Below are 15,759 nucleotides of genomic sequence, written 5' to 3' on the forward strand. Positions count from 1 at the left end.
AATGGGTGCTGCACTGATTGTCCTTCTGACAGTTATTCTGCCCGTCGCGGCCCAGCAGCCGACAGATTATGTCAATCCCCTGATAGGGACCAACGGGATGGGGCACGTCTTTCCCGGAGCCTGTACTCCCTTCGGCTGGGTACAGCTCAGTCCCGATACAGACACCATCCCCCACAACGTAGGCGGAGTGTATCAGAAGGGCACGTATGCTTATTGTGCCGGATACCGTTACCAGGACCCCACTATCGTGGGCTTCAGCCACACCCACCTCAGCGGAACGGGGCATTCGGACCTGGGCGACCTGCTGCTGATGCCTGCTACCGGCCCGCTGAAGCTGAACCCCGGCCGTGCCGACCACCCCGACGAGGGCTACCGCTCGCGCTTCAGTCACGCCACCGAGAAAGCGGCGCCAGGCTACTACGAAGTCATGCTGGACGATTACGGCATACGGGCGCAGCTCACCGCCACGCAACGGGTCGGCATTCATAAATATACGTTCCCCGAAGGAGAAAAGGGCCATCTGATTCTGGACTTGGTGCACGGCATCTACAACTACGACGGCAAAGTGTTGTGGAGCAACCTCCGTGTGGAGAACGACACCCTGCTGACCGGCTACCGCATCACCAACGGATGGGCACGCACCAACTACACGTACTTTGCCATCTCCTTCTCGCAACCCATCCGCGACTATGGTTACCAGGAAAAGGGGAAGACGCTGTACAACGGTTTCTGGAGACGTTTTGACGTAAACAGAAACTTCCCCGAAATGGGCGGCCGCAAGGTGGTGGCCTATTTCAACTTCGACACCGACCGTCAGTCGGAACTGGTTGTCAAGGTAGCTCTCTCGGCCACCAGTACGGCAGGAGCCCTCAAGAACCTGCAGGCCGAAGCCGCACAGAAGAGCTTCGGGCAGCTGGCCGCGGAAGCCGGAGAAGACTGGAACCGGCACCTGGGCATCTTCGAGATAGAAGGCACACCCGATCAGAAAGCCATGTTCTATACCTCGCTCTACCACACAATGATCAATCCTTCGGTCTACATGGATGTGGACGGTTCCTACCGTGGTTTGGATCACAACATCCACCAGGCCCAGGGATTCACCAATTATACCATCTTCTCCCTGTGGGACACGTATCGGGCGGAGCACCCGCTGCTGAACCTCATCCAGCCGGCCCGGAATGCCGACATGGTGACCTCCATGATCCGGCACGAGCAGCAGAGCGTACATGGCATGCTCCCCGTATGGAGTCTGATGGGGAACGAGAACTGGTGCATGAGCGGTTACCACGCCGTGTCCGTACTGGCAGACGCCATTGCCAAAGGTAACTATCCCCCTGCCGACGAAGCCCTGGCTGCCATGGTCAGCACCTCGACGGTACCCTACTACGAAGGGCTGGAAGCCTACATAAAGCTGGACTACGTGCCCCTCGAGCAAAGTGCCACCGCAGCCTCCACGACGCTGGAGTATGCCTACGACGACTGGACCATCTACCAGACGGCTCTGAAAGCCGGCAACGAGGAGGTAGCCCGCACTTATCGCGAGCGCGCCCTCAACTACCGCAACCTCTTCGACCCCAGCATCGGCTTTGCACGTCCCAAGCTGAAGGACGGCTCGTTCAAACCTGACTTCGATGTACTGCAGACCCACGGGGAAGGCTTCATCGAAGGCAATTCCTGGAACTTCTCCTTCCACGTACCCCACGACGTGGCGGGCCTCATCCCGCTGATGGGTGGCGAAAAGGCGTTCATTGACAAGCTGGACAAGCTGTTCACGATGCACCTGCCCAAGCAGTTCTACGAACAGAACGAGGACATCACGGAGGCATGTCTCGTAGGCGGATATGTGCATGGAAACGAACCCAGTCACCACATCCCCTACCTCTACGCATGGACCTCGCAACCGTGGAAGACCCAATACTGGCTACGCGAAATCCTGAATAAGATGTACCGCAACGCAACAGACGGACTGGGAGGCAACGACGACTGCGGACAAATGTCGGCTTGGTATATATTCTCCGTCATGGGCTTCTACCCCGTATGCCCCGGCACCGACCAATACGTGTTGGGAGCCCCCTACCTGCCGTACCTGAAGCTGAAGTTGCCCAACGGGAAGACACTGGAAATCAAAGCGCCCGGAGTGAGCGACAAGAAGCGCTACGTACGTTCGCTGAAAATCAACGGTACCGTTTATGACAAGATGTACATCACCCACGAAGACCTGATGAAAGGCGGTGTCTTCGAGTTCAGCATGTCGTCCTCGCCCAACAAACGCCGCGGACTCTCCGCCCAAGACAAACCTTATTCATTAACCCAATCCTAAAAACTTAAACTAATGAAAAGACTGATGTTATCATTTGCCTGTGCAGCCAGCCTGCTCGCCAACGCGGCAGCCTGCACCACCAGTGACAATCCACAGCCGGACCAGCCGGTCACCGTATGGGACCGTTACAACGTAGGAAGCGTCCTGTTCGAGGACCAGGCGCCCGAAACCGCCGGGTCGGATATCTATCGTCGCATCATCCCCCGGCCCGAAAGCTACATCAAGGAACAGGCCCGCACCGTGCTGGCCACCCTCTACACGTCTCCCAAAGACAGCATTCCCCGTGTCTACCAGATCCACTATACGCTGGAAGACATCGAAGGTGTTTCAGCCAAGAGCGGCGGAAACGGTTACGTCAGCATCTTCTACAGTACCCGTCATATCGAGCAATCGTTTGGTCAGGACGACACGGCCAAGGTGCTGTTCGAAACCCGCGGCGTACTGCTCCACGAACTGACACACGCCTATCAGCTGGAGCCGCAGGGAGTGGGCAGCTACGGAGACAGCTCGACGTTCCGCGCCTTTATCGAGGGTATGGCAGACGCCGTGCGGATAGCCAACGGAGGCTTCGAAGGCCCCAGTGCGCGCCCGAAAGGTGGCAGCTACATGGACGGATACCGTACGACCGGTTACTTCCTCGTCTGGCTACGCGACCACAAAGACGCCGAATTCCTGCGCAAGTTCAACCGGAGCGCGCTGGAGGTCGTTCCCTGGTCGTTCGACGGAGCAGTGAAGCACATCCTGGGGCAAGACTGCAACATAGATCAGTTGTGGCGCGAATATCAGATAGCGGTAGGCGATATACAGCCTTAAAAAGAGATAAAAAAAACAAGGAGGAGTGCAGACCGTTCATGAGATATGAATAGAATTCATTTTCGATAACTATACCATGAAGAAAAGACTTGTACAAGGTTTGTGCTTTGGAATCTCATTCCTTTTTTGACAGTCGGTTGTAAATCCTCAACATAGGTTGAGAATTATACTGAACTGTTGGAGTTTTTAGCTCTATTTTGTAATTTTGAACCCCTGATAAACCGAACAACATGAAAGAATGCAAACGATATCTGTTTAGTTTATTCTGTTTTTTCGTTCTTTTGACGGTGGGAGGCAGTTGCTCCATCGGCGAAAGTGACTATGACGGAGGAACCGGAGCCACAACCTGGGAGCTATGCGATCATCTGTGGGAAGCCAACTATTCGCTGGAAAACGGAACGTTCGTCAACCATCAGATAATTTTCTATCCCGGTGGTATGGGCGACGAATCGTTGTTATATAACTATTATGGAGAGGTATGGGAAGAAACTTACAGCTTCTATTGGCGATGGGCCAACAATTTGCAGAATTCCATTGCCTTGAGTTATCCGGGAGGCGGAACCATTTACATGGACCATGTTTATATCAAACTTGATGTCTTCTCCTGCCTGTTAGACGGTACTTTTGTAACTTTCCGCGGACAATAATAGACTAAATACAGAAAAAACTATGAGACGAATTCAGAAACAACTCGGAATGCTTTTCGTATTTCTCTGTACTGTTATTCTGACAGGATGTAACGACGAAGAGAGTAATCCGCTTCGCTTCGACCAGTCGGTTGATGAAGACAACACCGTAGATGTATGTTTCCCCCGGAGCGAAGAGGACGGAAGCGCAGGCGCCGTTACCATCTTGGGCGGCGACGGCAACTACACCGCACAATGCGACAATGCCGCCGTACTGAAAATTGACATGAAGTATCCTAACGCCTTCGTACTTTATCCGCAGGACTGGGGCGAGGCACATGTCACCGTGACCGACGGCACGGGTGCGTCCATCGTCCTAAAAGTGGTGGTCTTCCAAAGCAAACAGACGCTGGCCATCGACCGTATGGACGTACTCATCATAGGAGGAGACCAACTGACGGAGGAACAGCTGGAGAAACTCCGTGAAGAAGCCCTGGCCACCGTCCCCGTAAAGCAGGCCGGCGGAGGCTATCGGATGATATTCGACAATCCCCAAGACTCATACAGCGGCACGCTTTGCTTCTATCCCACGGAGATGGATAAGGAAGAAGAAATGGTGAAGGGAACCTTCATCGTCAACTCCGACCGAAACGAAGAGAATCTTTGGAATTATCGTTTCCAGCTGGAAGAGAAAGAACATACGCTGGCAGTGGTACCCTATAGCGACAAGAAGACTGTTACAAAAGCAGATGTACTCCCCACTGTAGCCCTGCTGGAAGACGTGACCGGACAGATTCCGACGTCCTATCCCGGCGTGGAGGTGTTTACGCAACAGGTCATTCAGAGACCTTAATACATACATTGGTAGGTTTACATCATTATGCTGACAAAGTGGGTAGTTACGTTTCTCAAGTAGATAGTTACGTCGCTAAAGTAGATGTTTATAAACTTGGAAAACATCTTCATGGAAATGTCTTTCCCGAAAATAGCTTTCACGCTTTCACGCGTAGGCAAAAGGCTGATAGTCTGTTTCTTGGTGTGAAAGCAGATGTTTCACACAACTCTATTGGTTTCACAATAATATGCTCAACAACAAAGAATTACTGTGAAATCGCATCATAGAAAAAGCACTTCTTGATAAGTTGGCAGCCTTTTCGCTCCGTTCTTTCAAGAAGTGCTTTTTGATATAAAGTCGAGAGTCTAAATGTCCCGTATTTTTCTCCAGTTAGGGAAAAATTATTCTCTGACTGGAGAATTTTATTTTCCCAGTAGGGCAGTATTTCTACATCAAGCCTCGCCCGCTCCTGCGAACTCCATCAGGTAGGCCTTGACGAAACCGTCTATCTTGCCGTCCATCACACCGTTCACGTCGCTGGTCTGGTAGTTGGTGCGGTGGTCCTTCACGCGGCGGTCGTCGAAGACGTAGCTGCGGATCTGCGAACCCCACTCAATCTTCTTCTTGCCCGCCTCAATCTTGGCCTGCTCAGCCATGCGGTGCTTCATCTCCTTATCGTAGAGCATGGAGCGGAGGAGGCGGAGGGCATTCTCGCGGTTCTTGGGCTGGTCGCGCGTCTCGGTGTTCTCTATCAGGATTTCTTCTTCCTCGCCCGTATAGGGATCTTTGTATTGGTAGCGCAGACGGACGCCGGACTCCACCTTGTTCACATTCTGGCCACCTGCGCCGCCGCTTCGGAAGGTATCCCAGGAGATGCGGGCCGGCTCGATGTTCACTTCGATGGTATCGTCCACCAGCGGAGTGACGAATACGGAGGCGAATGATGTCATACGCTTGCCTTGGGCGTTATAGGGCGACACGCGCACCAGGCGGTGCACACCGTTCTCACCCTTCAGGTAACCATAGGCATAGTCGCCGCTGATTTCGATGGTACAAGTCTTGATGCCTGCCTCGTCGCCTTCCTGCAGGTTGGCAATGGTAGCCTTGTAGCCGTGGGTTTCAGCATAGCGCAGGTACATGCGCATCAGCATGCTGGCCCAGTCTTGGCTTTCTGTACCACCTGCACCGGAGTTGATTTTGAGCACACAGTCCATTTGGTCGGCTTCCTCGCGCAGCATATTCTTCAGTTCGAGAGCTTCGACAGCTTCGGCTGCTTTGGTATAGGCCTCGTCCACTTCCTCTTCAGTCACCAGCTCGTCCTTGTAGAAGTCGAATGCCAGTTGCAGTTCGTCCGAAAGGGTTTTCACTTCGTTGTAGCCGGAAATCCACTGCTGGAGTCCTTTCACTTTCCTCATCTGTGCTTCGGCGGCCTTCTGGTCGTCCCAAAAGCCGGGGGCCTGTGTGCGAAGCTGTTCTTCCTCCACCTGAATTTTCTTGCCTTCGATGTCCAGGTAGCGGTTCAACGCCTCGGTACGGTCTTTGATATCTTTCAGTTGTTCAGCGGTTATCATAATGAAAATACTTTGTTTCGGAATGCAAAGGTATGAAAAAAACGAATAACTTTGCAGTTATCATTCTAATAAGTCTATTTATGAACACATTACTCAAGAAAATCGGCCTGCCGCTGCTTTGTTTGGCAGCCTTGGGCCTGAGCAGCTGTACGCAATCGAAGTACAGCTACGAGACTGTTCCCAACGACCCGCTCCAGGCGCGCATCTACACGCTGGACAACGGCCTGAAAGTGTACATGACTGTCAACAAGGACGAACCGCGTATCCAGACGTACATCGCTGTGCGCGTAGGTGGTAAGAACGACCCTGCCGAAACTACCGGTCTGGCTCACTACTTCGAACACCTGATGTTCAAGGGAACCAATCATTTCGGCACGATGAATTATGAAATAGAGAAGCCTTTGCTCGACCAGATCGAACAGACCTTTGAAATTTACCGCAAGACTACCGACGAGGCTGAGCGTAAAGCTATCTATCATACGATCGACAGCCTGTCGTACGAAGCTTCGAAGTATGCCATCCCCAATGAATATGACAAGCTGATGGCCGCCATCGGTGCCAACGGTACCAATGCCTACACCAGCTTCGATGTGACTTGCTACACTGAAGATATCCCCAGCAACGAGGTGGAGAACTGGGCCAAGATTCAGGCGGACCGCTTCAAGAACTGTGTCATCCGCGGCTTCCACACTGAGCTGGAGACGGTGTACGAGGAAAAGAACATGTCGCTGACCCGCGACGCGCGTAAGGTGTACGAGCAGACGCTGGCCGCCCTCTTCCCCCATCATCCCTACGGCACGCAGACCGTACTGGGTACGCAGGAAGACTTGAAGAACCCTTCCATCACCAACATCAAGAACTACTACAAGACCTGGTACGTGCCCAACAACATGGCCATCTGTCTCAGCGGTGACTTTGATCCCGACCAGATGATTGCCACTATCGACAAATATTTCGGCGACATGCAGCCTAATCCCAACCTGCCGAAGCTTAACCTGCCTAAGGAAAGCGATATCACGGCTCCCGTGGTGCGTGAAGTGTTGGGTCCTGAGGCTGAAAACGTGACGCTGGCTTGGCGCTTCCCCGGTGCGGCCAGCAAAGAGCTGGAAACGTTGCAGATTCTGTCACAAATCCTGTATAACGGTCAGGCCGGTCTCATTGACCTTGATCTGATGCAACAGCAGAAGACGCTAAGCGCCTATTGCTATCCGATGGCCATGAGCGACTACAGTGCCTTCATGATGGCCGGACGTCCTAAAGCCGGACAAACATTGGACGAGGTGAAAGATCTGTTGCTGGGTGAACTGAAGAAACTGCGCGACGGCGACTTCGACGAGAGCCTGCTGGAGGCTAACATCAACAATTTCAAGCTTTACCAGCTGCATCAGCTGGAAAGCAACGGCGCCCGTGCTGACTGGTTTGTACAGTCGTTCATCAACGGCAGCAACTGGGCTGACGAAGTGACTGCATTGGACCGCATGGCCAAGCTGACGAAACAGGATATCGTGGACTTCGCCAACAAGTACCTGAAGGACGACAACTACGCCATCATCTACAAACGTCAGGGCAAAGACCCCAACGAAATGAAGATTGCCAAGCCCGAAATCACACCTATCGTGATGAATCGCGACACAGCTAGCGCCTTCCTGAAGGAACTGCAGGCCGAGGCCAAGAACGTGACACCTATCGAGCCTGTCTTCCTGGACTACAGCAAGGATCTGACGCAGCTGACCACCGGCAAAGGTGTGCCCGTGCTCTACAAGCAGAACACTTCCAACGATCTGTTCCAGCTGATTTATCTCTTCGATATGGGTAACAATCAGGACAAGGCGCTGGGTACCGCCGCTCAGTATCTGGAATACCTGGGCACGTCGGACATGACGCCCGAACAGGTGAAGAGCGAATTCTATCGCATGGCCTGCTCGTTCTATGTATCGCCGGGCAGCCGCCGCACATACGTTACCCTCTCCGGTCTTAACGAGAACTTGCCCGCAGCCATGGCTTTGTTCGAGAAGCTGCTGGCCGACGCACAGGTGAATGCTGAAGCTTATACCAACCTGACCAACGACCTGCTGAAGGCACGCAAGGACGCCAAGCTGAGCCAGGGCACCAACTTCGGTCGCCTCATCAGCTACGTGAACTACGGCCCGAAGAACCCTGCAACAAATTTGCTGAGCGAAGCCGAACTGAAGAGCATGAATCCGCAGGAACTGGTGGACCGCATCCACAGCCTGAACAGCTACAAGCACCGCATCCTGTACTACGGTCCGAGCAGCGACAAGGAACTCGTGGCCCTGCTCGACAAGGAGCACCGCACCCCCGAAACGCTGAAGGACGTACCTGCCGGCGAAGACTTCAAGCAGCAGGCCACGCCCGAGACGAAGATTTACTTGGCTCCCTACGAAGCCAAGAACATCTATATGTCGCAGATATCCAATCGCGGCGAGAAGTTTGACGCAGCCATCGAGCCTGCCCGCCAGCTCTACAACGAATACTTCGGCGGAGGCATGAACTCCATCGTCTTCCAGGAGATGCGCGAGAGCCGCGGACTGGCCTACTCGGCCTGGGCCGGACTGAACAAGCCGGGGTATGCCGACGAGGACTACTACTTCATCTCGCAGATTTCGTCGCAGAACGACAAGATGCTCGATGCCATCAACACGTTCAACGACATCATCAACAACATGCCGCAGTCTGAAACAGCCTTCAAGCTGGCCAAGGAAGGCATGATAGCCCGCCTGCGCACCGACCGCATCACGAAGATGAGCGTCATCTGGAGCTACATCAACGCACAGGATCTGGGCCAGACGGTAGACAGCCGCATCAAGCTCTTCAACGACGTGCAGGGCATGACGCTGCAGGATGTCGTCGACTTCCAGCAGAAATGGATCAAGGGACGCACGTACAGTTACGGCATCCTGGGCGACAAGAAAGAACTCGACATGGAAGCGCTGAAGAAAATCGGTCCGGTCATCGAACTGACGACGGAAGATATCTTCGGATACTAAAATTTGAGTGATTGGCAGTGAGCGGTTAGCGGTCAGTATAGCGACTGACGGCTAACCGCTTTTTTTATGCCCGGCGCTCACCGCCAATCAGAACTTTCCGAAGCGCCAGCCCAGGCCGAGCATCAGGTTGTTGGGGTCCTTGAAGTCGTGAAGCTGGTAGCCCACGTGGAGGAAGAGGCGGTGCGTGACGAACGCCTTCAGCGCCAGAATCTGGTAGAAGCCGCGCGTGTCCTCGCCCTGCTGGATGAGGTTGCGCCCGATGCCGACGTTTACCGAGAAGATGGGCATGTTCAGCTCGGCGCGGAGGGAGAGGCCGGCGGCAAACTGCTCGCGGAAGGGCGGGCGGTAGAACTTCAGCCCGTCGCCGCTGGTGCCTTCGACATGATGCGCCTTCAGGTTGGCACTTTCGTCGTACTGGGCGTCGAGCGAGAGGCCGGCGCGGAAGTATTTGTTGACGCAGTACATGGGGTTGAAGTTGAGGCCCGCCACGGCAAACGAGCCGGGGATGAGCTCGGCGCCGCTGTCCAGAAAGAGGCCCCGCTTGCGGGTGGAGCCGTAGAGGACGACGTCGTAGCTGATGCGCGCGGCCAGCGAAGAGGGTTCGTCGGTATGAATAGTGGAGGCGGAAGCCTCGGCCGGCGAACCGCCAAAGGTGCGCATCACGCCGATACGGGCGCCGACGGTGTTGACGCCCGCGTTGGGATAGTTCGAGTTGCCGTTGGAGTAGTGTGTCAGGTCGATGCCCGCTGTCAGGCTCCACTGCGGTGCCAGCTGCCAGTTCAGGAAGAGACCGGCGTTGATGTAGGCGTTGATGCGCGAGCCGACTACGTTGTTGTAGAAGTTGGCGTCGGGGGCATACTTCTGCCAGCCGAAGGAGGCGCCGAAGTTCCATTCGTAGTCCAGCGTCAGGCGGGGAGCGAGCCGCGCGATGCGTGCGCCCTGGAAGACGTAGACGGCCGAGGGCGTGCCCACCTCGTCGGCGTTGAAGAACGTGTTCCAGGCCATGCCGATGCCCTGATAGGCCGACGGATAGAGGCGGCCCAGGCGCGACTGGGGCGAGAAGCGGAAGGCGTATTTCAGGTGGACGCCCAAGGTCGTGTTGATGGGACGTTGGGCGGCGTTGTCGCCCCGGAAGAAGCCGGCGGTGGGGAAGACGTAGCCGGGGCGGAGGTCGATGCCGATGCCGTGCGTCGGGCGGTGGCGGAGGGTGTCGGCAGCCGTCTGTGCGTGGAGAGCGGCGCCTGTCGCGGGCAGCAGCAGGAGGGCTGCCAGCAAACTGGAGAGCAAAGTCTGTTTCATGGTCGGGGAGTCGGGGGAAAAGGGGTTACTGTTGGATGTTCACGTCGCGCACGGTGGTTGTCAGCGAATAGCCTTGCGGGTCGTAGAGGTCGGCGCGGCCTTCGAGCACACGGCGGCGGCCCGTCTGCGGGCAGCTGGCATAAATCTTGTAGGGGATGCCCGTATAATGGAACCAGCACTTCACGGCGCACTCCACTGCCTTGCCGGGCGGGACGACGACGGTGTCTGTCACGGCCAGCCATTCGTCGGACAAGGGGAATTCATACGTTTCGCCCGAGAGCGGGAGTTCGTCGCCCAGCAGCGCGGGCCGGTCGTATTTGCCCAGCCGCGGCACGGGGACGACGGGCATCTCGGTGCCGAACATCTGGAGCTGCGACGGGTCGATGCCGGGATTCCACTCGTCGCCGCCTCTGAAGGTGAAACTTCGGCGGAAGCTGTCATAGGGATGAAGCGGATATTTCCAGGGATTGTCCGTAAGATTGGTGGGAGAGATCATCATTCGCTCTGTTCTCGCACTGTCTTGCTCCAAGTACCAGGAATCCAGCGAATAGACGATGCTGTCCAGCCGGTAGCGGGGCGAGGGCTCGAGGAGCAGCTCCACTTCGCGGTATTCGTACTCGTTGCCCACGCCGAGGGAGAGGCGGCACGTCTCCAGCCCGATGTTTTCGGCGTCCGAGAGGCGCAGTTCGCGGTCGGCCGTACGCTCCAGCGTGAGCGAGAACTGCGGATAGCTGGCAACGTACTTCGCCCGTCCGAGGTCGCTGAAGTGGAAGGGGACGTCGAAGTAGAGCTGGGTGCCGTCGGCGTCGTAGATGTCGCCCCGGATTTCTTCGTACAGGCCCTGTTTTTTCAGGAAGAGGCCGCGCACGTACCAGTTGCCGCTGCCGAAGCGGAGGGTGGCGGCCGTGCCGTCGGCGGGCACCTGAAGCTGGTCCGTCGCGGGGGCGCACGAGTCGATGAATACGTCGGGGTTGCAGCTGCCGAGGAGGGCGGCGAAGAGGAGGGGGAGGAACAGGCCGGGTTTCTTCATGTTGTTTGCAGTTTGATTGGACTGCAAAGAAAGGGATTTCCGCCCATATCTCCAACAGTCCAATCAAACTATCAACACACAGAGGTTTACGCTTCCGGCGCCGGCGTGTCGTCGGCCGCGTCGCCGTCGGCGGTCGTCGTGCCCTTGGAGCGCTGCTTGTAGGCGGTGCGCACCTGGGCGAAGAGGTAGTTGGCCTCGCGGATGAAGGTCGTGGCAGAGGTAGTTGGCCTCGCGGATGAAGGTCGTGGCCTCGTCCGAGGGCTCGAGCAGGCTGCTGGCGTTGGCCAGGGCGCACATGTCGTCCAGCAGGTCCTGCGCCTGGGCGGCGAGGGTTTTGGAGTCCGGCGTGCCGGTGCGGGCGGAGCGTTCCTTGTCGCGCTGGACGGCGAGCTGGGCGTAGGCTTCGTTCAGGCGCTGCATCTCGGCGATGTAGGGGGCCAGGCCGAGGGTGGTGACGTCGTCGGCCAGGTCGGGCTTGGCCAGGTCGGCGGCCAGTCCGCGGATGACTTCGGTTTCCTGACTGACGGGCAGGGAGGCGATGCCGGCGTAGGGACGTACGACGGGCTCCAGTCGGCGGGCGGCTTCGCGTTCGGTGGCGAGGGGGAGGCGGTCGTAGTCGGCGATGCGGCGGACGATGTAGTTGGCGGCGACGTCGCGGTCGGCCTCGAGCTGCTGCATTTCGGGTGTTTCGGCGGCCGAGGTGGCCTGCATGGTGAGTTCGCTCATCTGGTCGATGAGGGTGTTCATCTGTTCCACCTGCTGGGCGCTGATGTTCAGCGCGGGCACGCCTTCGGTGGCTGCGCTCAGGGGCGATCCGCCTTCTCCGTCGCCGTCGTCGCCACCGCCGCCCTGCGTCGTGCCGGGCATGAGGGCCATGAAGCGTTTGAGGAGGTTGAGGCGTTCGGCTTTGTTGTAGTTTTTGATAGAAGTGTCCTTAATCAAAGTGTATGTTCCCATAGTTTTGTAGTTTTTAATGGTTTAAAGAATGTTTTTTATCGTTTCCCGGTCGGGAAAACCTCTTTCCGGTTTCAAAAGCTGCATTTCCTGGTCGGGAAAACCGTTTTTGGGTTTCAAAAGCTGCATTTCCCGGTCGGGAAAACCATTTTTCGGTTTCAAAAAGTGCATTTCCCGGTCGGGAAAACCGTTTTTCGGTTTCAAAAGCTGCTTTTCCCGGTCGGGAAACGTTTTTCCGCCTTCCTGGGGCACCTTCCGTCGTCCGTTATTCCTCGTACATCCGGTCGATAACCTCCCGATAGTTCTCGGCGACGACGGCGCGGCGCAGCTTCAGCGTATTGGTCAGCTCGCCGCGCTCCATGCTGAAGGGCTGGGGCAGGAGGGTGAAGCGCTTCACCTGCTCGTAGTGGGCAAACTGCTGCTGCAGCGTGTCGATGCGGTCGCGGTAGAAGGTGCGGACGGCTTCGTTCTCCACCAGCTCCTCGCGGCTGCCGAAGGCGATGCCCTGCGTGCGGGCATACTGCTCCAGCAGGTCGTAGGTGGGCACGATGAGGGCGGAGACGAACTTGCGCTGGTCGGCGATGATGGCCACCTGGTCGATGTAGCGGTCTACGATGAACTTCGTCTCCAGCGCCTGCGGCGAGATGTACTTGCCGTTCGACGTCTTGAACAGGTCCTTGATGCGCTCCTTCAGGTAGAGCGTGCGGCCCTCCAGGCGTCCGGCGTCGCCCGTGTGGAACCATCCGTCCTTGTCGATGGCCTCGGCCGTCGAGACGGGTTTCTTATAGTAGCCGCGCGTGATGGTCCGTCCGCGCAGCAGGATTTCGTCGTCCGGCCCGATCTTCACCTCCAGGTCGGGCATCACCTCGCCCACCGAGCCGATGACGAATCCCGTGGCGGGGAAGCACGATACGGTGGCGGTCGACTCCGTCAGGCCGTAGCCGACGACCATGTTGATGCCTACGGAGTGGACAAACTCGCACACCTCGTCCGATACCGCCGCGCCGGCCGTGGGGAAGAACGTGCCGCGCTCGATGCCGATGGTCTTCTTCAGCAGGGCGTAGACGGTCTTCTCGTAGAACTTGTAGCGCAGGTGGAGCATCAGGGGCGGCGTCTTGCCCAGGCGGACGTACTGCAGGTTGTGTTCGCGGCCCGTGCGGATGGCGTCGAGCAGCATCGTCCGGCGGATTCCCGTCTCCTGGGCGATGCGTTCCTGTACGCCCTGGTACACTTTCTCCCAGAAGCGGGGGACGCTGCACATCACCGTGGGGCGCACCTCTTTGATCGTCGTCTGTATGTCCTGCGGATGCAGGTTGATGCAGATTTGCACGCCGCGCTCCAGGCAGACATACGTCCAGCCGCGCTCGAAGACGTGCGTCAGCGGCAGGAAGCACATCGACACGTCCTGGTCCGTTACCTGCGGCAGGCGGATGTGGTGCGTGCGGAAGGCCTCAAGGTAGTTTGCGTGGTGGAGCATCACCCCCTTCGGTTCGCCCGTCGTGCCGGACGTGTAGAGGATGTTGGCCAGGTCGTCGGGCGACGCCTTCGCCGTGCGTTCCTCCACCACCTCGTTGTGCGGCAGGCCTTCACCCAGTCGCATGAACTCGTCGAAGTAAAGGGAGGTCGTGTCGCGCGCGTCGCGCACCACGTTGCGGTCGAAGATGATGAGCCGTTGCAGCGACTGGCACAGCCCGATGACGCGGAAGGCGGCGTCGTACTGGAACTGTTCGCCCACGAAGAGGAAGCGTATCTGCGCGTCGTTGATGATGTACTGTGCCTGTGTCGGCGAACTGGTGGCATACAGCGGAATGGTCACCGCGCGGTTGGCGAACGCCGCAAAGTCGACGTACAGGCATTCGGGCTTGTTCTGCGAGAAGATGCCGACATTCTCCTGCTCGCCGATGCCCAGCGCCACCATTGCGTTGGCGGCACGGCGTATGCGCTGGGAGAATTGTTCCCACGTCACCGGAATCCATTGTGCCGTTTCATAGTCCCTGTATTTCAGGGCCACTTTGTCTCCATACTTCTCTGCCTGACGATGGATCATGACAGATAAATGATGATAAGCCATGACTGAGTGAATTGGTTAATATGCTGCAAAGGTATTAGTTTTATCTGAAACTAATTCATAAATTGCAAAAAAATGTAACATTTCCTTCCTTTGTTCCTGCAAGTTTATCCGATTTTATCCGTAAGTTTGCATTCGCAAAAAAAAACTAATAACAGAAGACATGACCTACGACATTCCCACTCTGACCTCCGAGGCCGTCGGCCTGCTCAAGTCGCTGATCAGTATTCCATCCGTCAGCCGCGACGAAGCTCGTGCCGCCGACTGCCTGCAGCAATACATCGAACAGCAAGGCATGCAGACCGGCCGCAAAGGCAACAACGTCTGGTGCCTCGGCCCCGGTTTCGACCTGAAGCGGCCCACACTGCTGCTCAATTCTCACATCGATACCGTGAAGCCCGTGCAGGGCTGGCGCAAAGATCCCTTTACTCCCCGCCTCGAACCCAACGGCAAGCTCTACGGTCTGGGGAGCAACGACGCGGGTGCCAGCGTGGTCAGCCTCCTGCAAGCGTTCCTCACGCTGAGTCGTACAACGCAAAAATACAATCTCATTTATCTGGCTTCGTGCGAAGAAGAAGTGTCCGGCCGCGAAGGCATCGAGAGCGTCTTGCCCCAGCTGCCGCCTGTCAACTTCGCCCTTGTGGGTGAGCCTACGGAAATGCAGCCTGCCATCGCCGAGAAGGGGTTGATGGTGCTCGATGTCACCGCTACCGGTCGTTCCGGCCACGCCGCCCGCGACGAGGGCGATAATGCCATCTATAAGGTATTGGAAGACATCGCCTGGTTCCGCGACTATCGGTTCGAGCGCGTTTCGCCCCTGCTGGGCCCGGTGAAGATGAGCGTGACGATGGTCAACGCCGGTACGCAGCACAACGTCGTCCCCGACCGCTGCACGTTCGTCGTAGACATTCGCAGCAACGAGTGCTATACCAACGAAGAACTGTTCGAAGAAATCAAGAAGCATATTCACTGTCAGCCGCAGGCCCGTTCGTTCCGTCTGGGCTCGTCGCACGTACCGCCCGAGCATCCGCTGGTGCGTCGTGCCGTGGCGCTGGGCCGCACGCTCTTCGGTTCGCCCACGCTGTCCGACCAGGCGCTGATGCCCTTCCCCTCCATGAAGATGGGGCCCGGCAAGAGCTCGCGCTCGCACACGGCGGACGAATTCATCTTTGTCCGCGAGATAGAAGAGGCTATCGGTCTGTATCTGGAACTGCTGGACGGGGCGGAACTCTGAA

Annotated in this window: 11 protein-coding genes; 6 read left to right on the forward strand and 5 right to left on the reverse strand. The window is 56.9% G+C overall.

Annotation, left to right across the window (positions count from 1 at the left end):
- Position 1 precedes the first annotated feature (1 nt).
- The 4 genes from BQ8005_RS12475 to BQ8005_RS12490 all read left to right on the forward strand — a co-directional run bounded on the left by BQ8005_RS12475 (position 2) and on the right by BQ8005_RS12490 (position 4,612).
- Positions 2-2,320, forward strand: coding sequence for a GH92 family glycosyl hydrolase (locus tag BQ8005_RS12475; protein ID WP_075318288.1), 2,319 nt, complete (start codon positions 2-4; stop codon positions 2,318-2,320).
- 12 nt (positions 2,321-2,332) lie between these two features.
- Complete coding sequence (locus BQ8005_RS12480) at positions 2,333-3,133, forward strand: basic secretory protein-like protein (protein WP_075318289.1); 801 nt, start codon at positions 2,333-2,335, stop codon at positions 3,131-3,133.
- Between the two features lie 230 nt (positions 3,134-3,363).
- On the forward strand, positions 3,364-3,780 hold the full coding sequence (locus BQ8005_RS12485) for a hypothetical protein (protein ID WP_075318290.1): 417 nt from the start codon (positions 3,364-3,366) through the stop codon (positions 3,778-3,780).
- 22 nt (positions 3,781-3,802) lie between these two features.
- The gene (locus tag BQ8005_RS12490; protein ID WP_075318291.1) at positions 3,803-4,612 is read left to right on the forward strand and encodes a hypothetical protein; all 810 of its coding nucleotides are present in this window, start codon (positions 3,803-3,805) and stop codon (positions 4,610-4,612) included.
- 434 nt (positions 4,613-5,046) lie between these two features.
- Here the strand turns inward: BQ8005_RS12490 and prfB are convergent, their stop codons facing one another.
- On the reverse strand, positions 5,047-6,165 hold the full coding sequence (prfB, locus tag BQ8005_RS12495; protein WP_021848799.1) for a peptide chain release factor 2: 1,119 nt from the start codon (positions 6,163-6,165) through the stop codon (positions 5,047-5,049).
- Positions 6,166-6,245: 80 nt separating this feature from the next.
- On the opposite strand from prfB, the gene BQ8005_RS12500 reads away from it, so the two are divergent.
- Positions 6,246-9,173, forward strand: a complete 2,928-nt coding sequence (locus tag BQ8005_RS12500; RefSeq protein ID WP_075318292.1) for a M16 family metallopeptidase — start codon at positions 6,246-6,248, stop codon at positions 9,171-9,173.
- Positions 9,174-9,260: 87 nt separating this feature from the next.
- Here BQ8005_RS12500 and BQ8005_RS12505 read toward each other — a convergent pair whose 3' ends face one another.
- From BQ8005_RS12505 to BQ8005_RS12525, 4 genes are all read right to left on the reverse strand, one after another.
- Positions 9,261-10,472 (reverse strand): acyloxyacyl hydrolase, encoded by a 1,212-nt coding sequence (locus tag BQ8005_RS12505; RefSeq protein WP_075318293.1) that lies wholly within the window; start codon positions 10,470-10,472, stop codon positions 9,261-9,263.
- 25 nt (positions 10,473-10,497) lie between these two features.
- The gene (locus BQ8005_RS12510) at positions 10,498-11,565 is read right to left on the reverse strand and encodes a hypothetical protein (protein ID WP_159436252.1); all 1,068 of its coding nucleotides are present in this window, start codon (positions 11,563-11,565) and stop codon (positions 10,498-10,500) included.
- Positions 11,566-12,459: a DUF6261 family protein gene (locus tag BQ8005_RS12515; RefSeq protein WP_075318295.1), complete on the reverse strand. Its 894-nt coding sequence runs from the start codon at positions 12,457-12,459 to the stop codon at positions 11,566-11,568.
- Positions 12,460-12,721: 262 nt separating this feature from the next.
- Positions 12,722-14,527, reverse strand: a complete 1,806-nt coding sequence (locus BQ8005_RS12525) for an AMP-dependent synthetase/ligase (RefSeq protein ID WP_075318297.1) — start codon at positions 14,525-14,527, stop codon at positions 12,722-12,724.
- A 160-nt stretch (positions 14,528-14,687) separates the two neighbouring features.
- Between BQ8005_RS12525 and BQ8005_RS12530 the strand changes: the two genes are divergently transcribed.
- On the forward strand, positions 14,688-15,758 hold the full coding sequence (locus BQ8005_RS12530; protein WP_075318298.1) for a M20 family metallo-hydrolase: 1,071 nt from the start codon (positions 14,688-14,690) through the stop codon (positions 15,756-15,758).
- Position 15,759 lies beyond the last annotated feature (1 nt).

Origin of the sequence: Bacteroides togonis (assembly GCF_900130135.1) — a bacterium.
GTDB lineage: Bacteria > Bacteroidota > Bacteroidia > Bacteroidales > Bacteroidaceae > Bacteroides > Bacteroides pullorum.